General features: G+C 64.0%; 21 protein-coding genes. 12 read left to right on the top strand and 9 right to left on the bottom strand.

Features of this window, described 5'->3' with window-relative positions; translation table 11 throughout:
* Positions 1–95 precede the first annotated feature (95 nt).
* From CLU85_RS15260 to CLU85_RS15240, 5 genes are all read right to left on the bottom strand, one after another.
* Complete coding sequence (locus tag CLU85_RS15260; RefSeq protein ID WP_369858318.1) at positions 96–800, bottom strand: response regulator; 705 nt, start codon at positions 798–800, stop codon at positions 96–98.
* 79 nt (positions 801–879) lie between these two features.
* A complete protein-coding gene (locus tag CLU85_RS15255) occupies positions 880–2511 on the bottom strand; it encodes an ATP-binding protein (protein WP_100411006.1) in 1632 nt (543 codons plus the stop codon).
* Between the two features lie 6 nt (positions 2512–2517).
* Entirely contained in the window at positions 2518–2796 is a 279-nt protein-coding gene (locus CLU85_RS15250; protein ID WP_100411005.1) for a hypothetical protein, read from the bottom strand.
* Positions 2797–2830: 34 nt separating this feature from the next.
* Positions 2831–3694 carry an intradiol ring-cleavage dioxygenase gene (locus CLU85_RS15245; RefSeq protein WP_100411004.1) on the bottom strand — a complete coding sequence of 288 codons (864 nt, stop codon included), beginning with the start codon at positions 3692–3694 and terminating at the stop codon, positions 2831–2833.
* Positions 3695–3906: 212 nt separating this feature from the next.
* Complete coding sequence (locus CLU85_RS15240) at positions 3907–4503, bottom strand: TIGR00645 family protein (RefSeq protein ID WP_100411003.1); 597 nt, start codon at positions 4501–4503, stop codon at positions 3907–3909.
* Positions 4504–4722: 219 nt separating this feature from the next.
* On the opposite strand from CLU85_RS15240, the gene acs reads away from it, so the two are divergent.
* The gene (gene acs / locus CLU85_RS15235) at positions 4723–6717 is read left to right on the top strand and encodes an acetate--CoA ligase (protein ID WP_100411002.1); all 1995 of its coding nucleotides are present in this window, start codon (positions 4723–4725) and stop codon (positions 6715–6717) included.
* A gap of 263 nt (positions 6718–6980) precedes the next feature.
* The gene (locus CLU85_RS15230; protein WP_100411001.1) at positions 6981–7454 is read left to right on the top strand and encodes a Signal transduction histidine kinase; all 474 of its coding nucleotides are present in this window, start codon (positions 6981–6983) and stop codon (positions 7452–7454) included.
* A gap of 160 nt (positions 7455–7614) precedes the next feature.
* Here CLU85_RS15230 and CLU85_RS15225 read toward each other — a convergent pair whose 3' ends face one another.
* Positions 7615–7920: a c-type cytochrome gene (locus tag CLU85_RS15225; RefSeq protein WP_100411000.1), complete on the bottom strand. Its 306-nt coding sequence runs from the start codon at positions 7918–7920 to the stop codon at positions 7615–7617.
* A gap of 115 nt (positions 7921–8035) precedes the next feature.
* Between CLU85_RS15225 and CLU85_RS15220 the strand changes: the two genes are divergently transcribed.
* Positions 8036–8278: a TIGR04438 family Trp-rich protein gene (locus CLU85_RS15220; protein ID WP_100410999.1), complete on the top strand. Its 243-nt coding sequence runs from the start codon at positions 8036–8038 to the stop codon at positions 8276–8278.
* Positions 8279–8443: 165 nt separating this feature from the next.
* Here CLU85_RS15220 and ilvD (CLU85_RS15215) read toward each other — a convergent pair whose 3' ends face one another.
* Complete coding sequence (gene ilvD, locus CLU85_RS15215) at positions 8444–10147, bottom strand: dihydroxy-acid dehydratase (RefSeq protein ID WP_100410998.1); 1704 nt, start codon at positions 10145–10147, stop codon at positions 8444–8446.
* Positions 10148–10358: 211 nt separating this feature from the next.
* On the opposite strand from ilvD (CLU85_RS15215), the gene ilvD (CLU85_RS15210) reads away from it, so the two are divergent.
* Positions 10359–12218 (top strand): dihydroxy-acid dehydratase, encoded by a 1860-nt coding sequence (gene ilvD, locus CLU85_RS15210; protein ID WP_100410997.1) that lies wholly within the window; start codon positions 10359–10361, stop codon positions 12216–12218.
* 119 nt (positions 12219–12337) lie between these two features.
* On the opposite strand, the gene bfr is transcribed toward ilvD (CLU85_RS15210), so the two are convergent.
* On the bottom strand, positions 12338–12817 hold the full coding sequence (bfr, locus tag CLU85_RS15205; protein ID WP_100410996.1) for a bacterioferritin: 480 nt from the start codon (positions 12815–12817) through the stop codon (positions 12338–12340).
* Positions 12818–13007: 190 nt separating this feature from the next.
* On the opposite strand from bfr, the gene lgt reads away from it, so the two are divergent.
* Together lgt and CLU85_RS15195 are read left to right on the top strand one after the other, a co-directional pair.
* Complete coding sequence (gene lgt, locus CLU85_RS15200) at positions 13008–13838, top strand: prolipoprotein diacylglyceryl transferase (RefSeq protein WP_100410995.1); 831 nt, start codon at positions 13008–13010, stop codon at positions 13836–13838.
* Positions 13839–14141: 303 nt separating this feature from the next.
* Positions 14142–15632 (top strand): M20 family peptidase, encoded by a 1491-nt coding sequence (locus CLU85_RS15195; RefSeq protein WP_100410994.1) that lies wholly within the window; start codon positions 14142–14144, stop codon positions 15630–15632.
* Between the two features lie 9 nt (positions 15633–15641).
* On the opposite strand, the gene CLU85_RS15190 is transcribed toward CLU85_RS15195, so the two are convergent.
* Entirely contained in the window at positions 15642–16559 is a 918-nt protein-coding gene (locus CLU85_RS15190; RefSeq protein WP_100410993.1) for a DMT family transporter, read from the bottom strand.
* Positions 16560–16674: 115 nt separating this feature from the next.
* On the opposite strand from CLU85_RS15190, the gene CLU85_RS15185 reads away from it, so the two are divergent.
* From CLU85_RS15185 to CLU85_RS15160, 6 genes are all read left to right on the top strand, one after another.
* Positions 16675–17592, top strand: coding sequence for a LysR family transcriptional regulator (locus CLU85_RS15185; protein WP_100410992.1), 918 nt, complete (start codon positions 16675–16677; stop codon positions 17590–17592).
* A 343-nt stretch (positions 17593–17935) separates the two neighbouring features.
* Positions 17936–18604, top strand: coding sequence for a GntR family transcriptional regulator (locus CLU85_RS15180; protein WP_100410991.1), 669 nt, complete (start codon positions 17936–17938; stop codon positions 18602–18604).
* Positions 18604–20088, top strand: a complete 1485-nt coding sequence (locus CLU85_RS15175; protein WP_100410990.1) for a malonyl-CoA decarboxylase — start codon at positions 18604–18606, stop codon at positions 20086–20088. The genes CLU85_RS15180 and CLU85_RS15175 overlap by 1 nt, the downstream gene beginning before the upstream one ends.
* 64 nt (positions 20089–20152) lie before the next feature.
* Positions 20153–21142: a tripartite tricarboxylate transporter substrate binding protein gene (locus CLU85_RS15170; protein ID WP_100410989.1), complete on the top strand. Its 990-nt coding sequence runs from the start codon at positions 20153–20155 to the stop codon at positions 21140–21142.
* Between the two features lie 138 nt (positions 21143–21280).
* On the top strand, positions 21281–22084 hold the full coding sequence (locus CLU85_RS15165) for an enoyl-CoA hydratase/isomerase family protein (RefSeq protein ID WP_100412575.1): 804 nt from the start codon (positions 21281–21283) through the stop codon (positions 22082–22084).
* 86 nt (positions 22085–22170) lie between these two features.
* Positions 22171–23724 carry a malonyl-CoA synthase gene (locus tag CLU85_RS15160; protein ID WP_100410988.1) on the top strand — a complete coding sequence of 518 codons (1554 nt, stop codon included), beginning with the start codon at positions 22171–22173 and terminating at the stop codon, positions 23722–23724.
* Positions 23725–23782: the final 58 nt, after the last annotated feature.

Below are 23782 nucleotides of genomic sequence, written 5' to 3'. Positions count from 1 at the left end.
AATGGCTATCGCGCTTGATGCATAAGCGCTGATAGCTATCAAAATGAAAGCATTTTCCCGGGTGATTGCTCTGTGGATGCGGATGCACCCGTTTCCTAGGTCCAGCCTGCGGCTGTCGGGTCCAGCGAAAAGCCGACGCCATACACCGAGCGAATCCATTCGCTGCCGTCGCCACTGGCTGCTTTGAGCTTCTTGCGCAGATTCTTGATGTGGCTGTCGATCGCGCGTTCATTCACGTCCAGCGTGTCGTCATAGGCCTGGTCCAGCAATTGGGCGCGCGAGAAGATGCGCCCCCGCTGGCGCGCCAGCACCTGCAGTAGCTTGAACTCGCGGCGCGTGAGGCCCAGCGGCGTGCCATGCAGCGTGGCCTGCCACAAGGCTTCGTCCAGCACCAGTGCCGTTGCCAGGCCATTCAGGGAGGCTGCGCCGGGCGCTGCACGGCGCAGAACAGCCTTGACGCGGGCGACCACCTCGCGCGGCGAAAACGGCTTGCAGATGTAGTCGTCTGCGCCCAGCTCCAGGCCGATGAGGCGGTCCACCTCTTCCACGCGGGCCGTGAGCATGATGATGGGGTGCTGCGTGTGGCGCCGCGCCTGGCGCAGGATTTCCAGGCCGTCCATGCCGGGCAGCATGATGTCCAGCAGCGTCAGGTCGGGCGGCGCGGTGGTGATGCTGGCGAGGGCTGCGCGGCCTTCGGCCTGGTGCTCGACGGCGTAGCCCGCGTGGCGCAGGTAGTCCACCACGATGGCGGCGATGTCGGGTTCGTCTTCGACGACGAGGATGCGTTGGTTCATGTTCATGACTTGTGCAAAACAGGGGGCCAGCCAGTGGCCTGCCAGACGGTGCCGACGGTCGTTGCCTTCTTGTTGGCGCATGCCCTCATGGTTCAGTGTTCTCCAGAAGAGGTATTTGCAGCGTCATGCGCAGGCCGCCCAGGGGCGACGCCTCGGCAGTCAGGGTGCCGCCATGCGCGAGCACGATGGCACGGCAGATGGCCAGGCCCAGGCCCGATCCGCCATGGTCGCGGTTGCGTGAGGTCTCGGCGCGGTACAGGCGCTCGAAAATGCGCGGCAACTCATGTGCAGGCACACCGGGGGCGCTGTCGTCCAGCTGTACCTGCAGCAGTGAGCCGCCGCCAGGTGCTGCCGTTTCGCACGCCGTGATGCGCAGCAGGCCGCCCGCATCGGTGTAGCGCAGGCTGTTTTCGAGCAAATTCAAGAATACCTGGTGCAACTGCTGCGCATCGCCCCGCACCACGGGAGGGGGTGACCGCATGGCCAGGGTGTCCAGGCCTGTGGTGTCCACTGCCAGGGTGGCCTGCGCCAGGCGTGGGCGCATCGATGCCAAGGCCTCGGCCAGCAGTGACAGCGGGTGCACGGGCACCTGGGCCGATGGCGCACTGGTGCCCACCGCATCCAGGCTGGCGCGCAGGTCGCCCACCAGCTGGATGAGGCGCATCACCTGCCGGTGCAGGCGCAGCGCGGTCTTGTCATCAAAGGGGCGGATGCCGTCCTGTACGGCCTCGATCTCGGCGCGCATGGCGGCCAAGGGGGTGCGCAGCTCGTGGGCCACGTCACCCAGCCACTGTCGGCGCGAGGCCTCGATGCTGCTCAGTTGTTCGGCCATGGTGTTGAAGGTGCGGGCCAGCTGGGCCAGTTCGTCGTTGCCCTGCACGGGGACGCGGGTGTGCAGGTGACCTGCGGCGATACCGCGTGCACCGGTGGCCAGCGCCTCTACCGGTGCCAGCCAGCGCCGCGCCAGCCAGCCGGACAGCAGCAGTGCCATTGCCAGCCCGGCCAGGCCCGTCCACGCCACAAAACCCAGGTGCTGTGCCAGGAAGGCCTGGTCGGCTTCGCTGCGCACACCCTGTGGGGGCGCCAGCACCAGGTGGCCGATGGTCTGCCCGTCCAGCCCGCGCAACGCCAGGCGTGCGCCACCAGGCTGGGGCGCTGTGCCCACCACCAAGTGCTCCTGTGCATCCACCAGGCCCAGGCGGGGGTGGATGTCGTTAGGGTGGCGCTGGGGTGGTGGAAAGCCGCCACGGTTGTCAGCGCGCAGGCCGTCGGGCGGCGGGGGCGGTGGGTTGTTGTCAGGGCCGCCGTTGAAGGGGCCGTTGGCGGCACCTGCGGGCTCGGGGGGCAGGCCCTGGCGGGAGGACTTTGTGGTGCCCTCTGGAGACATGTCGCCCGGCGGCGGTGCCTCGCTATCTGCGCGCAGGTTGGCGGGCCTGCGGGGGCCGCCGGGATGGGTGAGCCGGCCCCATAGCATTGGCTGGTTGCGCAGGCTCTCCCATCCGCCTGCCTGGGTGTGGTGGGCCTGCAGTCGCTCGGCCAGCCAGTCCATGCGGGCCAGCTCGATCTCGGCCACATAAGGTCCCAGGCCCCGCTGCAGGCCCAGGCGTGAGAAGCCCGCAAAGATCAGCAGCAGAGCCACCAACAGTGCTGCCAGGGCCATAAAGGCCTTGCGGTGCAGTGTGAGGTGCGTGAGACGGGGCAACGGGACGAGGGGCATGGGGTGTCAGTGGACAGGGGGCGGGCCGCCAGGGCCGCCGGGCCCACCGGCAGGCATGGCCACCAGGGTGCCGCCCATTGTGCGGCAAGTGCCCTGGAGTGCTTTTCCGTCCGGCATGGTCAGGGTGACCGAGGCACCTTCGGTCTTGCCCTTGCAGACGGCGTAGGCCTCGGGCGGTGGGGCGGGCGGGTTGCCGCCGCGCTCCTGCTGGGCACAGGCTGTGAAGGTGGTGGCGCCTAGCGTCACGAGGACAAGGCTGGCCAGAGGGGTGCGGATCAGGGACATGGGGATTGCCTTGAAAGGTTGAAGGGCGGGGCGGTCAGGCGGCGATCGAGAGCGTGATGCTGGCGGCGTAGCCACCGCCTGTGTTGGCCTGCATGGTGGTCATTTCCAGGTCGGTGCCGTCGCTGAAGACGTTGTCGGTGGCAAAGGTCATGGCCGCCAGATTGCGCACGCTGGCGCTGTAGGCCGCAGTGCTGCTATAGATGCTGCTGAGCAGGTTGGTGGGGAAGGCCAGCTGCGTGGTCTTGACCTTGTTGGCTGACTTGGTGGCCGAGGTCAGCGTGGGATACACCTCCAGGTGCATGTGGGGCATCCTGCCGGCGTAGCAGCCGGGCACGATGGTGGTGAAGGTGACGGTGCCATTGGCGTCCGTGACTTGCACGCCCCGCAGGTAGTTGTCGGCGATGTTGTTCGACGTATAGACCGAGTAGTTGCCGTCCTGCGTGCAATGCCACAGGTAGATGGCGTACCCCGACAGCGGAGCGCAACTGGCCTGGGTGTTGGTCATTGTGATCGTGATGGTGAGCGGCACGCCGCCGACTGGGGTGGACGCGCCAATAGAGCTGCGGATGTCAGAGCGCACGATGCCGCTGAGCGCCAGCACGTTGTAGGTGTTGTTGCTGGCCGTGGAGCCATCGGCGGGGTAGGGGCCAGCGGTTTCCTCGGGGGCGACCGAGCAGGTGGCTGTGGCGCCTGTTCCCGTTGGGGTCACTGTGCCGGTTGCTGTGCCTGTACCGGTGTCTGTCCCCGTCCCCGTGCTGGCATCGCTGGTGCTGGTGGAGTCACTCCCCCCACCGCAGCCCAGCAGGCTGGCTAGACCCAGAGAGCCCAGGGCGCTGAGTGCAAGGCGGCGGCTGGCGGGGGGCTTGGCTGCCAGTGCCGGGGCTGAAATGGGGTCCATGGGGTTCTCCTTCGGGTGGGTATGGCCTGCACTGTGCCGCCCGAATGAGGAGAAATATGGGAGCGCGGGGCGCGCTCAATGAAGAGAGGTCTGCTCCACTATTGATAGCTGTTTGCGTATATTCATCAAGCGCTACGGGTGGTTTTGACCTGCATTTTCATACGGGTAGGCCGCCGGCCTGGCAGACTCCCCGGAGCGCGGTACACAGGGACTCAATGCTTGTCGGGGTGCGACATCAGCCGGTCCGTGAGCGCAATGGCCAATGCGCTGAGCAGGAACACCACATGGATGATGGTCTGCCACATCAGCACCTTGAGGTCATAGTTGGCGGCGTTGATGAAGGTCTTGAGCAGGTGGATCGAGCTGATGCCGATGATGGCCGTGGCCAGCTTGACCTTGAGCACCGAGGCGTTCACATGGCTCAGCCATTCAGGCTGGTCGGGGTGGTCTTCGAGGTGCAGGCGCGAGACAAAGGTCTCGTACCCGCCCACGATCACCATGATCAGCAGGTTGGAGATCATCACCACGTCGATCAGCGCCAGCACCACCAGCATGATGATGGTTTCATTGAGCGCCGTGACCTGGAAATCGCTTTTGTAGCCAATGCTCGATACCAGGCTTTGCAACGCTGCGGTGTTGCCAAAAGCGGCCTCGATCAGGTGCACCAGCTCCACCCAGAAATGGAACACATAGACCGCCTGTGCCAGGATCAAGCCCAGGTACAGGGGCAGTTGCAGCCACCGGCTGGCAAAGATCATCGAAGGCAGGGGGCGCAGCGGCGCGGAAGTGTTGGGTTTGGGGGAAGACATGTCGCGCGCAAAAGGTTGGGGAGGCGCAATTTTAGGCGGCGTGCATGACAACCCTGCGGCGGGGTGGGTGGATTCGGCGGTGCGGTGCTGCAAGCCGGGTCCACAGAGCGGTGGGTGCGCGGTTCTGTCGCCAAGTCTGTAAGCTTCGTGCCAGTCAGTGGCCTGTAAGTGCTGCGCCCGACAGTACCGGCAAATTTCATTAGATCCAGGAGACAAACCATGAGTGCGCCCACATCTGCCATTGAGTCCGTGCTGGTCGAGAACCGCGTGTTCCCCCCATCGGACGCCATTACCAAGGCAGCCCGCGTGTCCGGCATGGCCGGTTATGACGCTCTGTGTGCCGAGGCCGAGCAGGATTTCGAGGGCTTCTGGGCGCGCCAGGCGCGTGGCAACCTGCAATGGACCAAGCCGTTCACGCGCACGCTCGATGAGTCCAATGCCCCGTTTTTCCAGTGGTTTGATGATGGTGAGCTCAATGCCAGCGCCAACTGCCTGGACCGCCACATGGGCACGCCCACTGAGAACAAGACTGCCATCATCTTCGAGGCTGACGATGGCACGGTGACGCGCGTGACCTACCAGGAGCTGCTGGCCCGCGTGAGCCAGTTTGCCAACGCGCTCAAGGCCCACGGCGTGGCCAAGGGCGACCGGGTGCTGATCTACATGCCCATGACCATCGAGGGCGTGATCGCCATGCAGGCCTGCGCCCGCATCGGCGCCACCCACAGCGTGGTGTTTGGCGGCTTTAGTGCCAAGGCCGTGCATGAGCGCATCATCGACGCGGGCGCCGTGGCGGTGATCACCGCCAACTACCAGATGCGCGGAGGCAAGGAATTGCCCCTCAAGGCCATCATTGATGAAGCCCTGGCCATGGGTGGCTGCGACACCCTGCGCAACGTGTTTGTCTACCAGCGCACCGCGACCACCTGCAACATGGTGGCAGGCCGCGACAAGACCTTTGCCGAGGCGCTGGCCGGACAAAGCACCGAATGTGCGCCCGTGGCCGTGGGCGCCGAGCACCCGCTGTTCATCCTTTACACCAGTGGCTCCACTGGCAAACCCAAAGGCGTGCAGCACAGCACGGGCGGCTATCTGCTGTGGGCCAAGATGACCATGGACTGGACGTTCGACCTGCGGGCCGACGACGTCTTCTGGTGCACGGCCGATATTGGCTGGATCACGGGCCACACCTACGTGGCCTACGGCCCGCTGGCGGCCGGCGCCACCCAGATCATCTTTGAAGGCATTCCGACCTTCCCCAACGCGGGCCGCTTCTGGCAGATGATCGAGCGCCATCAATGCACCATCTTCTACACCGCCCCCACCGCCATTCGCTCGCTCATCAAGGCGGCAGAGGCTGATGCAGCCGTGCACCCCGCGCGCTCCAACTTGACGAGCCTGCGCATCCTGGGCAGCGTGGGCGAGCCCATCAACCCCGAAGCCTGGATGTGGTACCACAAGAACGTGGGCGGCGAGCGTTGCCCCATCGTGGACACCTTCTGGCAGACCGAAACAGGCGGCCATGTCATCACCCCGCTGCCCGGCGCCACACCGCTGGTGCCCGGTAGCTGCACATTGCCGCTGCCCGGTATCACGGCTGCCATCGTGGATGAAATGGGCAACGACATTCCCAACGGCACCGGCGGCATTCTGGTCATCAAACGCCCCTGGCCCAGCATGATCCGCACCATCTGGAACGACCCAGAGCGCTTCAAAAAGAGCTACTTCCCTGAGGAACTCAAGGGCTACTACCTCGCGGGTGATGGTGCGGTGCGCAGTGCCGACCGGGGCTACTTCCGCATCACGGGCCGCATCGACGATGTGCTGAACGTGTCCGGCCACCGCATGGGCACGATGGAGATCGAATCCGCTCTGGTCTCCAAGACCGATCTGGTGGCCGAGGCTGCCGTGGTGGGCCGCCCGGACGATGTGACTGGCGAAGCCATCTGCGCGTTTGTGGTGCTCAAGCGATCGCGCCCTACCGGCGAAGAAGCCAAGCAGATCGCCAACGAACTGCGCAACTGGGTGGCCAAGGAAATCGGGCCGATTGCCAAGCCCAAGGACATCCGCTTTGGCGACAACCTGCCCAAAACACGCAGCGGCAAGATTATGCGCCGCCTGCTGCGCAGCATCGCCAAGGGTGAGGCCATCACGCAGGACACGAGCACGCTGGAGAACCCGGCAATTCTGGATCAGTTGTCCGAAACCAACTGATCGAGAAGGCGCTGTGCACACGGCGCCTTCTCGCTGCGTTTCTGGTGCAGCGCTGTGTGTCTACAAACCCAGTGATTCGTTTGGTGCTCGCCATCGGGGTTACCCTCTCCGGTGAGTGGGCGATCCTGTGAGTCGGCGGCACCTCTTGTAGGACGTGATCTGAAATAGCGCTCCAGCAGCGAGAGATCCCGCTTGCATGCGTTACAACGGCAGCATTGCGTGACCGGTCATCCTGGCCGGACGCTGCTGACCGGAGATTTCCCATGCACTTGCGTTCCATCGTTCTTCTTTTGACAGTGCTGGCAATTGCCGCGCTGGCGGCACTGAACTGGTCCGCGCTCACAACCCCTTCCCTCGTATCGCTCGGCTTAGTGTCTTTTGAAGCGCCTCTGGGGCTGATGATGCTTGCACTCACTGCCCTGTTGGGCATCTTCTTTGTGGCGTATGTGCTGTCGCTGCAGGGTTCGGTGCTTTTCGAAGCGCGCCGTCACACGAGAGAGCTGCAGGCCCAGCGCGAACTGGCTGACAAGGCCGAGGCCTCACGCTTCACGGAGCTGCGCACATTCCTGGAGGCCCAGCACCGGCAGGCCCATTCGGCGGTCCTTGCGCGTTTGGACAGCCTGGAGGCACGCCTTGCCGCCCGGGCAGAAGAGTCGGACAACACCACCGCCGCCTATGTAGGGCAACTGGAGCAACAGTTGCGTACCCACAATCCAGTTGTCAGCCATAGGGTGTAAATCCCTGCAGGCTTTGTGCGGGGGCGGATGTGCTTTGGGCACTGCACCGCCGGAGCCGGTGTCGCCCAGAAAAAAAGCCGCGCCACAGACTGTGGCGCGGCTTTTTTTCTGGTGGCCCTGGAGTGGTTGTCCTCCAGGCCACGGTGTTGGCGGCGATGGATTACTTCTGCGTCAGGACCCAGGCTGCCAGTTTTTTGGCTTCAGCGTCATTGACCTGTGCATTGGCGGGCATGGGAACTGGGCCCCAGACACCGGAGCCGCCCTTGACGATTTTGGCGGCCAGCTTGTCCACGGCATCTTTTTGGCCCGCATATTTGGCGGCGACGTCTTTGTACGCAGGCCCCACCAGTTTCTTGTCTACGGCATGGCATGCCATGCAGTTTTTCGAGGTTGCGAGGGCCAGGTCGGCCATTGCGGGTGCCGCAACCGACAGCGTCATGGCAAGAGTGATCAGGGTACGCTTCATGGTGGAAATTCCTGTGGTTGAGTTACAGTGCTTTTAATGGAATTGTAGTGACTTGGGTTGACATGCCCTTGCCCCTTGTCAATGAGGCCTTTCACGGCGTTTTCTGGAGATTGCGATGTATTTGCTGGGTCTTTCACTTCTCATGCTGGCACTGAAGTATTTCGAGATCGGCCCCGTGGCGACATGGTCGTGGTGGTGGGTGTTGGCACCTTTTGCCGCCACCGCGTTGTGGTGGGCGTGGGCGGATTCCACCGGCTACACCAAGCGCAAAGCCATGGAAAAGATGGACCAGCGCAAGAAGGACCGCATCAACAAGAACAAAGAAGCTTTGGGCATCCAACCGCGCAAGCCGCGTTGAGTGACCGCCGGATGTCTTGCCTGGTCTGTGCCGGGTAGATCGTCGGCAATGGCTGTACCGTGCATTGCACAAAAAAAGCCCGAGGCCATGTGCCCCGGGCTTTTTTTATGGTCCCAACGGTGCGGGGGATGGGCGTGCTACCCATTTCCCCCCTTCATTCATTGATCAATAGGCGTCCAGCACGGCACCCTTGCTGGCACTCGATGCATTGAACGCAAACTTGGCCTGCACGCCGCGGGTGTAGCGGGGGGCTGGGGCAGTCCAGCCAGCGCGGCGCTTGGCGATTTCTTCTTCGGGCACATTCAGCTCCAGCAGCAACTGGCGCGCGTCGATGGTGATGCTGTCGCCTTCGTTGACGAAGGCAATGGTGCCACCGGCAGCGGCTTCGGGTGCCACATGGCCCACCACCATGCCCCAGGTGCCGCCGGAGAAGCGGCCGTCGGTGATCAGGCCCACGCTTTCACCCAGGCCGGCGCCGATCAGTGCGCCGGTGGGGGCCAGCATTTCGGGCATGCCAGGGCCGCCCTTGGGGCCCAGGTAGCGCAGCACCATCACGTCGCCCGCAACGATCTTGCCGGCCAGGATGGCTTCGAGCGCGGACTGCTCGTCGTCGAAAACGCGGGCGGGGCCGGTGATGACAGGGTTCTTCAGGCCCGTGATCTTGGCCACAGCGCCTTCGGGGCTCAGATTGCCCTTCAGGATGGCCAGGTGGCCTTGCGCGTACATGGGCTTGTCGATGCCGCGGATCACGTCCTGGTCGGCGCGTGGCACATCGGGCACGTCCTTGAGCACTTCGGCAATGGTCTTGCCGCTGATGGTGATGCAGTCGCCGTGCAGCAGGCCGGCGTTGAGCAGCACCTTCATCACCTGCGGGATGCCGCCTGCGCGGTGCAGGTCCACGGCCAGGTACTTGCCACTGGGTTTCAGGTCGCACAGCACGGGGGTCTGCTTGCGGATGCGCTCGAAGTCGTCGATGCTCCACTCCACGCCCGCCGTGTGGGCGATGGCCAGGAAGTGCAGCACGGCGTTGGTGGAACCACCGGTGGCCATGATGACGGCCACGGCGTTTTCGATGGCCTTCTTGGTCACGATGTCGCGGGGCTTGAGGTCCATCCTGATGGCCTCGATCAGCACCTTGGCCGATTCCTTGGCCGAGTTCATCTTCTCGTCGTGCGGGTTGGCCATGGTGGACGAGTAGGGCAGGCTGATGCCCAGGGCCTCGAAGGCGCTGGACATGGTGTTGGCCGTGTACATGCCACCGCAGGAGCCGGTGCCGGGGATGGCGCGCTTTTCGATCTCTTTCAGGTCGAAGTCGCTCATCTTGCCCGCAGCGTTTTCGCCCACGGCTTCGAACACGCTCACGATGTTCAGGTCCTTGCCCTGGTAGTGGCCGGGCAGGATGGTGCCGCCGTACACATAGATGGCGGGCACGTTGGCGCGCAGCATGCCCATCAGGCCGCCGGGCATGTTCTTGTCGCAGCCGCCCACCACCAGCACGCCGTCCATCCACTGGCCGCCCACGCAGGTCTCGATGCAGTCGCTGATCACCTCGCGGCTCACCAGGCTGTACTTCATGCCTTCGGTGCCCATGGCCATGCCGTCCGAAATGGTGGGCGTGCCAAACACCTGGGCGTTGCCGCCCGCTTCTTCGATGCCAGCAATCGCCGCGTCGGCCAGTTTTTGCAGGCCGCTGTTGCAGGGGGTGATGGTGCTGTGGCCGTTGGCCACGCCGACCATGGGCTTGACGAAGTCGCCTTCCTCGTAGCCCATGGCGTAGTACATGGAGCGGTTGGGCGCGCGCGCCTTGCCCTGGGTGATGTTGGCGCTGCGGCGGTTGATGGGGGTGGAGGGAGTGGTGGGGTTGGTCATCGTGGGGCGTCCTGGTTGGCTGCAACGGGGTGGACGCATTTTGCCAGTGCCGGTATGGGCGTGGAACCATCGCCCTCAGCGGCGAAAGGGGTGGGCGATAATTAAAGGGTTTGCCCCCGGCACGGCTCAAGAGGTTGTTCGCACGGGCGCGCGAGGGGCCCTTATTCCTGCGGCCCGCTTCCTTATCAGCGATCTTCCAGAAGCCAGCACGATGCCTATCTACCGTTCCAAAACCTCCACCGCCGGTCGCAACATGGCTGGGGCGCGCTCCTTGTGGCGCGCCACCGGCATGAAAGACGATGATTTCAGCAAGCCCATCATCGCGGTGGTTAACTCTTTCACCCAGTTTGTGCCCGGCCATGTGCACCTGAAGGACCTGGGCCAGCTCGTCGCCCGCGAGATCGAGGCCGCTGGCGGCGTGGCCAAGGAGTTCAACACCATTGCCGTGGACGATGGAATCGCCATGGGCCACGACGGCATGCTGTATTCGCTGCCCAGCCGCGACATCATTGCGGACTCGGTCGAGTACATGGTCAACGCCCACTGCGCCGATGCGATGGTGTGCATCTCCAACTGCGACAAGATCACGCCCGGCATGCTGATGGCCGCGATGCGCCTCAACATTCCAGTGATTTTCGTCTCGGGCGGCCCGATGGAAGCGGGTAAGACCCGCCTGGCCAACCCCGTCACCAAGGTCATGGAGTTCAAGAAGCTCGACCTGGTGGACGCCATGGTGATCGCTGCAGACACCAATTACTCCGACGCCGACGTGGCTGAGGTGGAGCGCTCAGCCTGCCCCACCTGCGGATCGTGTTCGGGCATGTTCACGGCCAACTCCATGAACTGCCTGACCGAGGCCCTGGGCCTGTCGCTGCCCGGCAATGGCACCGTGGTGGCCACACATTCTGACCGCGAGCAGCTTTTCAAGCGCGCGGGCCGACGCATCGTGGAGATCGCCAAGCAATATTACGAACAGGACGACGAACGCGTGTTGCCGCGCTCGGTGGGCTTCAAGGCGTTTGAGAACGCCATGACGCTGGACATCGCCATGGGCGGCTCCACCAACACCATCCTGCACTTGCTGGCGATAGCCAGTGAAGCGGAGATTCCGTTCACGATGGCCGATATTGACCGCCTCTCGCGCGTCGTGCCGCAGTTGTGCAAGGTGGCGCCCAACACCAACAAGTACCACATCGAAGACGTGCACCGCGCGGGCGGCATCATGGCCATCCTGGGCGAGCTGGACCGTGCGGGCAAGTTGCACACCGACGCTCCCACCGTGCATGCACCGACCCTCAAGGACGCGCTGGACCAGTGGGACATCGTGCGCACGCAGGACGAAGCCGTGCGCACCTTCTACATGGCCGGCCCCGCCGGCGTGCCCACGCAGGTGGCGTTCAGCCAGTCCACCCGCTGGCCCAGTCTGGACCTGGACCGTGCCGAAGGCTGCATCCGTTCGTACGACCACGCCTTCAGCAAGGAAGGCGGCCTGGCCGTGCTGACGGGCAACATCGCGGTGGACGGCTGCGTGGTCAAGTCGGCCGGCGTGGACGAAAGCATTCTGGTGTTCGAGGGCACTGCCCACGTTACCGAGTCGCAGGACGAGGCGGTGGCCAACATCCTGGCCGACAAGGTCAAGGCCGGTGACATCGTCATCGTGCGTTACGAAGGCCCCAAGGGCGGCCCCGGCATGCAGGAGATGCTCTACCCCACCAGCTACATCAAGTCCAAGGGCCTGGGCAAGGCGTGTGCGTTGCTCACTGACGGGCGCTTCTCGGGCGGCACGTCTGGCCTGTCGATTGGCCACTGCTCGCCCGAAGCCGCTGCGGGCGGGGCCATCGGGTTGGTGCAAAACGGCGACCGTATCCGTATCGACATCCCCAACCGCAGCATCAACGTGCTGGTGAGCAACGAAGAACTGGCAAAGCGCCGTGAGGCACAAAATGCCAAAGGCTGGAAGCCCGCCCAGCCCCGCCCGCGCAAGGTGTCGGCGGCACTCAAGGCCTATGCCAAGTTGGTGATGTCAGCCGACAAGGGGGCTGTGCGCGATTTGTCGCTGCTGGAGGATTGATCGACCGTATCGAGTCGGTGCCCCCTCAAAAAAAAGCCGCACCCTCAGGGTGCGGCTTTTTTATTTGCTATCCAATCAATAGCTTGTGGCGCATATTTCATAAGCGCTGTAGGCAGTTTTTATGCTGAAAGGCTGCCCATTTGTGACTGCAGATAATTTTGCAGGCCCATCTTGTCGATCAGGCCGATCTGCTTTTCGAGCCAGTACGCATGGTCTTCCTCGGTGTCACGCAACTGGGCCAGTAGCAGGTCGCGGCTCACGTAGTCGCCCACGCTTTCGCACAGTGCCATGCCGCCTTGCAGGGCTGCGCGCACGGTGTATTCGGTGTCCAGGTCCTTGCGCAGCATCTCGGGCACCGTCTCGCCGGGTGTGAACTCTTTGGGGCGCATGTCGGGGCGTCCGCCCAGGAAGAGGATGCGGCGCAGCAGCGCATCGGCATGCTGGGTTTCCTCCTGCATTTCGTGGTCGAGGCGTGCATAGAGCTTGGCGAAACCCTGGTCTTCATACAGACGCGAATGCGCGAAATACTGGTCGCGTGCCGCCAGTTCGCCACGCAGCAGATCCTTGAGATATTCGACGACTTGGGGGTTTCCCTGCATATTGTTGCCCTGATCTTGAAAGGCGTGAGTATCGCGCTGGCATGCACAGCCCAGGGCGAATGCCCCTGGAAGCCGTTTTATATGCGTACCGGGATCAGAAGCGTTCGCATTGAAGAGTCCCCAGGGTGTATCGACATTCCGCGAAGCCGCCGCCGGGGCCCTGCAGGGCACGGGCACAATACCGCCCACCATGTTGACCTATCCCCACATTGACCCTGTTGCCCTTCAGATCGGCCCCTTGGCCGTGCACTGGTATGGCCTGACCTATCTTGCGGCCTTTGGCTTGTTCATGTTGCTGGGCATCCGGCGCCTGCGGCACGAGCCTTTTGCCTCCATCACCGGCCAGGGCGCCTGGTCACGCAAGGACGTCGAGGACATCTTGTTCCTGGGCGTGGCCGGTGTGGTCATCGGCGGGCGGCTGGGCTATTGTTTGTTTTACAAGCCCGGCTACTACCTCAGTCACCCGCTGGAGATTTTTGCAGTGTGGCAGGGTGGCATGGCCTTTCATGGGGGGCTGCTGGGCGTGGTCGCTGCCATGCTGTGGTTTGCGCACTCTCGCAAGCGGCCCTGGCTGCAGGTGGCGGATTTTGTGGCGCCCTGCGTTCCCACGGGTCTGGCGGCCGGGCGGGTGGGCAACTTCATCAATGGCGAACTCTGGGGTCGTTTTGCCAGCCCTGACTTGCCTTGGGGCATGGTGTTTGCCCACAGCGGCTCGATGCAGCCACGCCATCCCTCACAGGTGTACCAGTTCCTCATGGAGGGGCTGCTGCTGTTCATTCTGCTGTGGTTCTATGCGCGCAAGGAGCGTCGCCCAGGCCAGGTGGCGGCGGTCTTCCTGCTGGGCTATGGCTGCTTCCGGTTCATTGCCGAATATTTTCGCGAGCCCGATGCTTTTCTGGGCATCCTGTCGCTCGGCATGAGCATGGGGCAATGGCTGTGTGTGCCCATGATCGTGGGCGGTGCGGGACTGTGGCTGTGGGCGCAGCGCCAGCCGGTGGTGGTACCGCCAAGTTTCAAGTGAAATGACTGTTTGCGCTTGATTTCAAAGCGCTGGCAGCTATCAAAAACGGAGTGAGTTGGCAGGACTGTCTGCATGGGGCAAGGGGTGGGTTGGGCTGCGGGTGGGTGACGGTGCCGCCCGCAGGCGGCCACGCTGGGTGGCGGTGCACGCCCAGCACCACCCGGCGCGCGGGTGTCGCCTATCCGGGGGGCGGGAGGAGCAAGTTGCACTATGCTTGTGACCGCATTGGGTCACTGCCGTGGTGTTGCTTTCCTCGCACGCGAAGGCCGCCGGTGACCCCTCCCTGACAAGGCTCCGACAGACATGATCAAGAAACTCCTGCTGGGGCTGCTCGCCCTGGCTGTGCTGCTGGCTGCGGCCCTGGGCATCAACACCGCACGCAAGGGCTCGCGCCAGTGGGAGGTGCCGCCCATCGCCCGCCTGCCAGTGGATGACGCTGCCGTGGCCCAGCGCCTGGCCGAGGCGGTGCGCTTGCGCACCGAGTCCTCGCGTGACGACGCCAAGGCCAGTGTTGGCCAGTTCATGCAGTTCCACGCGCTGCTGCAGGCCCGGTTTCCGCGGGTGCATGCCAAGCTCCAGCGCGAAGTGGTGGGCGAGCTGAGCCTGCTCTACACCTGGCCTGGTAGTGACGCGAGCGCCACACCGGTCATGTTGATGGCGCACCAGGACGTGGTGCCTGTGGCGCCGGGCACCGAGGGCGACTGGGCGCAGCCACCGTATTCGGGTGCGATCAAGGACGGTTTTGTCTGGGGTCGTGGCTCCTGGGACGACAAGGGCAACCTGATGAGCCAGCTCGAAGCCGTGGAGATGCTGCTGGCCAGTGGCTTTCAGCCCCAGCGCACCATCTACCTCGCCTTTGGTGCCGATGAGGAAGTGGGCGGCCTGCGCGGCGCGGCCAAGATCGCGGCTTTGCTGCAGGAGCGCAAGGTGCGCCTGGACTTCGTGATCGACGAGGGCCTTTTGATTCTGGACGGCGTGATGCCAGGCTTGGCCAAGCCTGCCGCGCTCATTGGCGTGGCCGAGAAGGGCTATATGTCGGTGGTGATGACGATGTCGGGTACACCGGGGCATTCGTCCATGCCGCCCCACAAGGGCAGCAGCGCCATCGCCATGATGAGCGACGCGCTCAAGCGTCTGGACGAGGAGCAATTGCCTGGCGGCATTCGTGGGGTGGCGGGCGAGATGTTCGATACCCTGGCGCCTGAGATGGGCGGGGTGAATCGCGTCGTGCTGTCCAACCTGTGGTTGTTCCGGCCGGTGGTGCAAAAGCAGCTGGAGGGAGCCTCCAGCACCAATGCCATGCTGCGCACCACCACGGCGTTGACCATCGTGAGCGCTGGCAACCGTGACAACGTGGTGCCTGGTCGCGCCGAAGCCACGGTCAACTTCCGCCTGCTGCCCGGAGACACCAAAGAGCAGGTGATGGAGCATGTGCGCAGCAAGATCCGCGCGCCTGCCGCCCAGGTTGAGTTGAGCACGTTGCCGGGCGCGGTGGATGCGTCCAAGGTCGCGCCTACCGACTCGACGCAGTACCGCCAACTCAACCAGACCATCCGTGAAATTTTTCCGGATGTGCTGGTGGCGCCGGGCCTCATGGTGGCGGGCACGGATTCTCAGCACTATGGCGCGATCAGTGACCACATCTTCAAATTTTCGCCCGTGCGTGCCAATTCGGAGGATTTGAAGCGTTTCCACGGCACCAACGAGCGACTGGAGATTGCCAACTATGTGGATGCGATCCGCTTTTATCACCGGCTGATTGGGCAGGTCAGCCAGAAGGCACCAAAGCCCTGATGTAGCGGCTCAGCTGTGTGGCCCGGCCCGGCGGGCCATCGTCCACAGTGCTGCTGCCACGATGAGTGCGCCCCCCAGCCAGCCCGTGGGGCTGAGTTGTTCACCCAGCCAGAACACTGCGAACAGCGCACCAAACGCGGGCTCGCTGCCCATGAGCAGGCCAACCCGGGTCGGCGAACTGTGGCGCAGGGCCCAGTTCTGCACCACAAACGCAAACACCGTGCAGCCGACCACCAGATAAATGCAGGCCAGCCAGAAAGCGCTGGCGTCGTTGAGCGAGGGCAGGGGCGGCAGCTTGCCCGGCAGGGCCAGCGCCAGCAGCAGGCTGCCCAGGCCAATCACGCCGGCCTGCACCGCGGTGAGTGCGAGCACCGGCGCGTTGCGGCGGCGGGTCAGCTGGGTGGTCTGGCACACGGTGATGGCGCGCAACACGGCAGCGGCCAACATCAGTGCATCGCCCCAACCCCAGTGGCCCGAATAACCTCCGCTGAGCAGCGCCGCCCCCAGCAGCGAGACGGCGGCAAACACGAACATGGCCCGGCTGGGCCGTTGGTGCAACAGCCACCACTCGGCAAACGGCGTGAACACCACACACAGGCTGATCAGAAAGGCCGCATTGCTGGCCTGTGTCAGTGCCAAACCAAAGGTTTCGCACAGAAAAATGCCCAGCATCAGAGCGCCCAGGGGCACCCCGGCGTATAGGGCATCCCGGCGCTCTGGAATCGTTGCGCGGAGCAGCGCGGGCAGTAGCAGGGCAAAAGTCAGCAGAAAGCGCACGGCGAGAAAGCCCAGCACCGGATAAAACACCAGCGCCCCTTTGGCCACGCCATAGCTTGTGCCCCACACCACGGCCACGAGCAGCAGCGCCCCGTCAGACAGTCGTGGGGCCAGGAGGGCGGATGGGGTCAGGGGCAACGTGGGGGTCATGGGTCAGGTTGGGGCGGGTTGGGGTAGGGCGTGTCGAGCGATCTGTGGGTCTTGGTAATTATCTATTTGCGTATCAATAGAGATAATCACTATTCAAGAACAGAATTTGTTCCTCATGAGCACTAATAAGCCCCTGGACAGCCTGCCCGACATGGCCGCTTTTGCGCGCGTGGTGGATTCCGGTAGTTTTTCAAAAGCGGCCCGGCAACTGGGTGTTACGCCCTCGGCCGTGAGTCGGCAAGTGGCCCGACTGGAAGCTGTGCTGCGCGTGCGCCTGCTGGAGCGCACCACCCGAAAGCTCAAGCTCACCGATGCCGGTGCTGCCGCCTACAGCCGCTGCCAGGCCATGGTGGCGGCTGCGCGTGAGGTGTGGGCGCTGAGCGACACGCATTCGGCCGCGCCCTCGGGCCTCGTGCGCATGAGCATGCCCAAGGCCGTGGGGCGCCAGCTGGTGCACCCCCTGGTGCTGCCGTTTCTGCGGCAATACCCCGAGGTGGACGTGCAACTTCTCATCACTGACCGCACCGTGGATCTGTTCGAAGAATCCATTGACCTGGCCTTGTGCGTGACCGATACCCCGCCGCCGGGCCTGGCGGGGCGGCCACTGGCTACCTTGCAGCACCGGGTCTGTGCCAGCCCCCGGTACCTGGCCGAGCAGGGCCATCCGCAGCACCCGCGCGAGCTGGAGCGGCATGCCTGCATTTACCTTGGGGAAGACGAGCGTGACCGGCATTGGCGCTTTGAGCGAGCAGGCGAGGTCGCCACGGTGGCCGTGCGTGGGCGCTATGTGGCCAACCACAGCGAGGTGCGGCTGGAGGCGGCTTTGAGCGATCTGGGCATTGCCAGCCTGCCCGGCTTTACCGCGCGCTCTGCCCTGGAGCGTGGCGATCTGGTGCCTGTGCTGCCCGACTGGGAGCACAAAACCTCGTACGCGGGCACGGCCTGGGTGTTGTACCCGCCCAACCGGTTTTTGCCTGCCAAGCTGCGTGTGTGGATCGACCACTTGGTGGAAGGATTTGCAGGCGTCGCGTGAGGCGTTGCGATCACGCCAGGCAGGGGCGAGCAGCGTCACGCACCCCGCGTGATACGCCGGTCAAAAAGAGCCAACAACACCGCCTTGGTGCTGTGCGGCGTTGCTCTGCCGCAGCACCCCCCGACTTTTGTGTAACCAAAGCCCTGAAATCAGGGTTTTCATCTTGTTATTTTGCGTAATTATGAGAAATTACAAACATGGTGAGGCAATCGCACCCATTGCCAGCTGATGAAGGTGTGTTGCAGGCAGTCTGCTGGCACCCTGTCGCCCCGTTACGGCTGTCCGCCGATGCCTCGCGGGTGTTTTGAGTGTTGAAGGTGTTGACCCTGGAGTCTCGTATCACATGCGTTCTGTCCCGAATTCACTGCACGATGAAGTCGCCTCGCGGCTGCGCGAGCAGATCTTTGCCGGGGCCTTGTTGCCCGGCAGCTTTCTGGACGAGGCCGCCCTGTGCGAACGGCTGTCGATCTCGCGCACACCGCTGCGAGAGGCTCTCAAGGTGTTGGTGGCCGAAGGTCTTTTGCGCCACGAACCGCGCCGCGGCTGTTTTGTCGCCCAGATCACCGAGAGCGATCTGGATGACCTCTTTCCGGTGATCGCCCTGCTCGAAGGCCGTGCTGCCCATGAGGCCACACGCAAGGCGGGTGCTGCCGATGTGGCGGCGCTGGAGTCGTTGCACGAGCGGCTTGAACAATGCGCCTCGGACGGGCGCATCACCGACTACTACGAGGCCAACTACGCCATCCATGAGGCCTTCATCACCCTGGCGGACAACCGCTGGCTGGCGCAAGTGATTGGTGATCTGCGCAAAATTCTGCGGCTGGCGCGGCAGCAGACGCTGCACGCGCCGGGCCGCCTGCAGCAAAGCCTGGCAGAGCATCTGGCCGTCTTCGCGGCGCTCAAGGCGCGCGATTGCGATGCCGCCGAAGAGGCCATGCGCACCCATTTGTTGCGCCAGCGCGATGCGCTGCGCGACGTAGCCCGCAATCAGCAATCGAGGTTGACACCATGATGAACAACACCCCTGAATGGATCACCCGCAGTGTCTCGCGGCTGCGCACCGCTGCACCTTCCGCCGACAAGGCCGGAGACAAGTCGGCCAAGGCAAGCCTCGATAAATCCGTCACCGATGTGGTGGCCAAGGTGGCTGTGCCGCGCTCCACCCATGAGCGATTGCAGGCCACGCTGCGGCGCGGGCAGGAGTCGCTGTCGCCCCGCGCATTGCGCCGTTTGCTGGCAGATCTGCAAGAGGTGGTGGCACCGCAGGTCAGCGAGCTGGAGGGGGGGCGCCGCGCCCAGGCGGTGGCCGAGTGGTACGCCAAGGCTGAGGCCGAAGAGCGGCGCGATATGTGGCTGTTGATGTGCGAGCAGTTTGCCCCCGACGCCACCCGCTTCAAGTCGGCCCGCCAACGCTACGAGGCGGCTGCAGGCACGGCAGAAGAAGGCCAGGCCGAGATCAGCCTGCGCCGCGCGCTGGTGTCGCCGCGCACGCGGTTGCTGCAGCGGTTTTCGGTGTTCCCGGAAGGAATGCGCTTTTTGGTGGACATGCGCGCAGAATTGTTGCCCTTGCTCAAGGCCGACAAGCGCCTGCTGGCGCTGGATGCCGAGCTGGAGCACCTGTTCTCAACCTGGTTTGACGTGGCTTTTCTGGAGCTGCGCCGCCTGTCGTGGGACTCGCCCGCCTCGTTGATCGAAAAGCTCATCAAGTACGAGGCCGTGCATGACATCCGCAGCTGGGCGGACCTCAAAAACCGCCTCGACAGCGACCGGCGTTGCTACGGGTTTTTTCATCCTCGCCTGCCCAATGAGCCGCTGATTTTTGTGGAGGTGGCGTTGGTGGACAAGATATCGGCCAGCATCACTCCGCTGCTGGATGAGGCCGCTGCGCCTGCCGATCTGGGCAAGGCCACCACGGCCATCTTCTACTCCATCAGCAACACGCAGACAGGGCTGCGGGGCGTGAGTTTTGGGGATTCGCTCATCAAGCATGTGGTGGAAACACTCACCGCCGAGTTTCCGCGCCTGCGCACCTTTGCCACGCTGTCGCCCATCCCGGGTTTTCGCTCCTGGCTGGGCAAACACGCGGGCGCCATGCTGGAACGCCTGGACGACAAGCGCCGCGCCGAGTTGGGCCGTGCGGTGGGTTTTGAGCCACCGCAGGCAACGCACCTGTTGGGCGCCATCGACAAGGCGCTGGAGCTGGACACCAAGTCGCCCGTTCGGCAGATGCTGCTTGAATGCGCCGCATACTATCTGGGCCGTGAACTGCAAGAGGGCAAGCCGGTGGATCCTGTGGCCCGCTTCCACTTGGGCAACGGCGCACGGGTAGAGCGCCTCAACTGGGCGGGCGACCCCTCGTCCAAGGGTTTGAAACAATCGTACGGACTGATGGTGAATTACCTGTACGACATCAAGCGCATCGACAAGCATCGCAGCTTGCTCGCGCAGGGCAAGGTGCCAGTGTCGGGGGACATCGAAAGCCTTTGCCGCGACTGACGGTAGCACCCGGCGCATTGCTGGGCAGGCTGCACATTATTTTTACAACGACAGGAGACAAGGAATGACTGAATCGCGAATCCAACGCCGGGATGTGCTGCTCGGCGCGGCGGCTGCAGGCCTGGGCCTGGCCAGCGGCAGCAGCTGGGCCGACAGCAACTGGCCCACCAAGCCCGTGACGGTGGTGGTGCCGTTCCCTGCCGGTGGCGGCACCGATGCGTTTGCCCGGCCGCTGGCCGCGCAGTTTTCCAAGAGCACTGGCAAGACGCTGGTGATCGACAACCGGGGCGGGGCCGGCGGCACACTCGGGGCCAGCATTGCGGCCAAGGCAGCGCCCGACGGCTACACACTGTTCATGGGCGCAGTGCACCATGCCATTGCACCGTCGATGTACCCCAAGCTCGACTACGACATCGAGAAGGATTTCATCCCCCTGGCCTTGCTGGCCAACGTGCCCCAGGTGGTGGTGGTCAACCCCAAGACGCCGTCCACCAACTTCAAGCAGTTCCTGGACTTCGTCAAACGCAACCCGGCCAAGCTCAACTATGGCTCGGCCGGAGCGGGCACCTCGCACCACCTGGCGGGCGAGTTGTTCAAGCAGCAGACGGGCACTTTCATCACCCACATTCCCTACCGTGGCGCAGGCCCTGCGCTGCAGGATCTGATTGGTGGCAATGTGGACATGATGTTCGACGGCCTGGGCTCGTCAGCCAATCACATCAAGAGTGGCCGTATCAAGGCGCTCATGGTGTCGGGCGCCAAGCGCAACCCGGCCTTCCCCGATGTGCCGTGCGCCGCAGAGGTGGGCCTGCCCGACTACACCGTGACCACCTGGTACGGCCTGTGGGCGCCCAAAGGCACGCCGGCCGATGTGCAGGCGCGCATCGTAGACGAGATCAAGCGTCTGGGCACGGCCGAGGAACTCAAGGCAGTGTGGGCCAACAACGGTGCGGACTATGGCGGCATGACCCAGCCGCAGTTTGGCGCTTTCGTCAGCAGCGAGGTCAAGCGCTGGGCGGCGGTGGTCAAGGCTTCGGGGGCGAAGCTCGATTAACCCCCTGTGGCGCTGCGCGCCATCCCCCAAGGGGGACGCGACCCGTGGCCCGGCAGAGCCGGTTCCACGGTGGCACGCGCCACAGCGCTGCGCGGGCCTTTCAGGCCCTGGGCGATTCATGACGGGATGGATACCAAGATGTCTGGTGAAGTGTTGATGGATGTGAGTGAGGGCGGTGTGGTGCATGTCACCCTGCGCCATCCTGGGCGGCTGAACGCCATGTCGCGACCCATGTGGCGGCAGTTGCGTGCGGTGTTTGACGGTATCCAGCGCAGCAGCGATGTGCGCTGCGTGCTCATCGTGGGCGAGGGCGGGGCTTTTTGTGCGGGCGGGGATATTTCTGAATACCCCGGCTTTCGTTTTGACGCCGCAGCCCTGCGCGATTTTCATGAGAACGATGTGTGGGGCGGGCTGAACGCCATGCTCATGTGCGACGTTCCTATCGTGGCCCAGATTAGCGGCGCCTGCATGGGGGCTGGGGTTGAGATCGCCAGTTGCTGCGACATCCGCATTGCGGGCAGTGGCGCCCGTTTTGGCGCTCCGATTGCCAAGCTGGGTTTTCCCATGGCCCCGCGCGAGGCCCAACTGGTGGCCGGCGCCGTGGGCGATGTCACGGCCCGGCAGATGCTGCTGGAGGCCGCCACCTTCAGCGCCCCCGACATGTTGGCGCGTGGTTTTTTGAGCCGCGTGGTACCTGATGACATGGTGGCCACCGAGGCGGCGGGCAGCGCCCAACGGATTGCTGCACTGGCCCCCCAGGCCGCCCGCATGAACAAGCAGACGTTTCGAGCGCTCAAAGTGCCTGTAGCGCAAGAAATACAAGCACTAACAGCTATCGAAACCATAGTGAACGGCGCACCTGACCCTTACGGATACGCCCACAGCGCGGAGCATCGCGAAGGCATCACCGCGTTTCTGGATAAACGCACGCCCGTTTTTTGAGCAGCGTCGCCCCTGCCAAAACATCCACCTCCGCCTCCATCGAATTCTTGCCACCTGCAACCTGCCAAAGAAGCAAAGCCCAAGCCATGAGCCAACACAACCTTTTCAGCGCGCTGCGCGCCGCATTTCCGTCTGACCTCGACAGCACCGCCGTAGAGACCACGGCCGCAGACGGCACGCCGCTTTTCTACACCTGGGGCGACCTGGAGCGTGCCAGCGCCCGCATGGCCAACCTGCTGGTGTCGCTCAAGCTGCCTGAAGGTAGCCGTGTGGCCGTGCAGGTTGAGAAATCGGTCGAAGCGATGGTGCTGTACCTGGCCACGTTGCGCGCCGGCTTTGTGTTTTTGCCGCTCAACACCGCCTACCAGAGCGCTGAGATCGAATACTTCATCGGCAACGCCGAGCCCGCCGTGGTGGTGTGCACGCCGGGCAACTTCGGTTGGGTGAGCAAGATCGCCTTCACGCTGGGCACCCAGCATGTGTTCACACTGGGCGAAGACCGCACCGGTAGCCTGCTGGACCGTGCCGCGCACCACGGCGACACACACACGCCTGTGCAGCGCTCCGCCGATGATCTGGCCGCCATCCTCTACACCAGCGGCACCACGGGCCGCAGCAAGGGCGCGATGCTCACGCACGGCAACATGCTGTCCAACGCGCAGGTGCTCAAGGCGTATTGGGGCTGGAAGAAGGGTGATGTGCTGATCCACGCGCTGCCCATCTTTCATGTGCACGGCCTGTTCGTGGCCATCCATGGTGCGCTCATCAACGGCAGCAAGATGATCTGGATGGCCAGGTTCGACCCCAAGGCCGTGTTGGCGGCCATGCCTCGCGCCACCGTCTTCATGGGTGTGCCCACGCTGTACGTGCGCCTGCTGGCCGAGCCCGGCTTGAACAAGGAGGCCACAAAGAACATGCGCCTGTTCATCGCTGGCTCTGCGCCATTGCTGATCGAGACATTCACCGACTGGCAGCAACGCACCGGCCACACCATTCTGGAGCGCTATGGCATGAGCGAGACCATCATGTTGACGTCCAACCCCTACGCGGCCGATGCGCGCCACAAGGGCCAGACCGAGCGCCGCGGCGCCACGGTGGGGTTCCCGCTGCCTGGCGTGGGCCTGCGCGTGGTGGACGATGCCAACAAGCCACTGCCCGTGGGCGAGATCGGCAACATCCAGGTCCAGGGCCCGAATGTGTTCAAGGGCTACTGGCGCATGCCCGAGAAGACGGCCGAAGAGTTCACCAAAGACGGCTGGTTCAAGACCGGTGATGTGGGCAAGGTGGACGAGCGCGATTACGTGAGCATCGTTGGCCGCAGCAAGGACCTCATCATCAGCGGCGGCTACAACGTCTACCCCGCAGAGATCGAGGGCTACATCAACGACATGCCCGGCGTGGCCGAAAGCGCCCTGGTGGGCGTGCCGCACCCCGACTTTGGCGAAGTGGGCGTGGCCGTGGTGATTGCCAAGCCGGGCGCGCAGCTCAACCCTGAGGCCATCGTGGCGTCACTCAAGTCGCAGCTCGCCAACTTCAAGATTCCGAAGAAGTGTTTTGTGGTGCCCGAGCTGCCCCGCAACACCATGGGCAAGGTGCAAAAGAACCTGCTGCGCGAGCAGCACAAGGGCCTGTTTGCCTGAACGGGCGGCGGCGCGATCGGCGAGGGTGTTGCGCCTGTAGCGCACCCTTCGCGGTTTG

The sequence above is a fragment of the Acidovorax sp. 69 genome (assembly GCF_002797445.1).
GTDB lineage: Bacteria > Pseudomonadota > Gammaproteobacteria > Burkholderiales > Burkholderiaceae_C > Acidovorax.
This window is presented reverse-complemented; position numbering and strand designations above follow the sequence as displayed.

Excerpts from the sequence above, each read along its gene's own strand:
- CLU85_RS15260 (WP_369858318.1), bottom strand. The coding sequence starts at position 800 with ATGAACATGAACCAACGCATCCTCGTCGTCGAAGACGAACCCGACATC.
- CLU85_RS15255 (WP_100411006.1), bottom strand. The coding sequence starts at position 2,511 with ATGCCCCTCGTCCCGTTGCCCCGTCTCACGCACCTCACACTGCACCGC.
- CLU85_RS15250 (WP_100411005.1), bottom strand. The coding sequence starts at position 2,796 with ATGTCCCTGATCCGCACCCCTCTGGCCAGCCTTGTCCTCGTGACGCTA.
- CLU85_RS15245 (WP_100411004.1), bottom strand. The coding sequence starts at position 3,694 with ATGGACCCCATTTCAGCCCCGGCACTGGCAGCCAAGCCCCCCGCCAGC.
- CLU85_RS15240 (WP_100411003.1), bottom strand. The coding sequence starts at position 4,503 with ATGTCTTCCCCCAAACCCAACACTTCCGCGCCGCTGCGCCCCCTGCCT.
- acs (WP_100411002.1), top strand. The coding sequence starts at position 4,723 with ATGAGTGCGCCCACATCTGCCATTGAGTCCGTGCTGGTCGAGAACCGC.
- CLU85_RS15230 (WP_100411001.1), top strand. The coding sequence starts at position 6,981 with ATGCACTTGCGTTCCATCGTTCTTCTTTTGACAGTGCTGGCAATTGCC.
- CLU85_RS15225 (WP_100411000.1), bottom strand. The coding sequence starts at position 7,920 with ATGAAGCGTACCCTGATCACTCTTGCCATGACGCTGTCGGTTGCGGCA.
- CLU85_RS15220 (WP_100410999.1), top strand. The coding sequence starts at position 8,036 with ATGTATTTGCTGGGTCTTTCACTTCTCATGCTGGCACTGAAGTATTTC.
- ilvD (WP_100410998.1), bottom strand. The coding sequence starts at position 10,147 with ATGACCAACCCCACCACTCCCTCCACCCCCATCAACCGCCGCAGCGCC.
- ilvD (WP_100410997.1), top strand. The coding sequence starts at position 10,359 with ATGCCTATCTACCGTTCCAAAACCTCCACCGCCGGTCGCAACATGGCT.
- bfr (WP_100410996.1), bottom strand. The coding sequence starts at position 12,817 with ATGCAGGGAAACCCCCAAGTCGTCGAATATCTCAAGGATCTGCTGCGT.
- lgt (WP_100410995.1), top strand. The coding sequence starts at position 13,008 with ATGTTGACCTATCCCCACATTGACCCTGTTGCCCTTCAGATCGGCCCC.
- CLU85_RS15195 (WP_100410994.1), top strand. The coding sequence starts at position 14,142 with ATGATCAAGAAACTCCTGCTGGGGCTGCTCGCCCTGGCTGTGCTGCTG.
- CLU85_RS15190 (WP_100410993.1), bottom strand. The coding sequence starts at position 16,559 with ATGACCCCCACGTTGCCCCTGACCCCATCCGCCCTCCTGGCCCCACGA.
- CLU85_RS15185 (WP_100410992.1), top strand. The coding sequence starts at position 16,675 with ATGAGCACTAATAAGCCCCTGGACAGCCTGCCCGACATGGCCGCTTTT.
- CLU85_RS15180 (WP_100410991.1), top strand. The coding sequence starts at position 17,936 with ATGCGTTCTGTCCCGAATTCACTGCACGATGAAGTCGCCTCGCGGCTG.
- CLU85_RS15175 (WP_100410990.1), top strand. The coding sequence starts at position 18,604 with ATGAACAACACCCCTGAATGGATCACCCGCAGTGTCTCGCGGCTGCGC.
- CLU85_RS15170 (WP_100410989.1), top strand. The coding sequence starts at position 20,153 with ATGACTGAATCGCGAATCCAACGCCGGGATGTGCTGCTCGGCGCGGCG.
- CLU85_RS15165 (WP_100412575.1), top strand. The coding sequence starts at position 21,281 with ATGTCTGGTGAAGTGTTGATGGATGTGAGTGAGGGCGGTGTGGTGCAT.
- CLU85_RS15160 (WP_100410988.1), top strand. The coding sequence starts at position 22,171 with ATGAGCCAACACAACCTTTTCAGCGCGCTGCGCGCCGCATTTCCGTCT.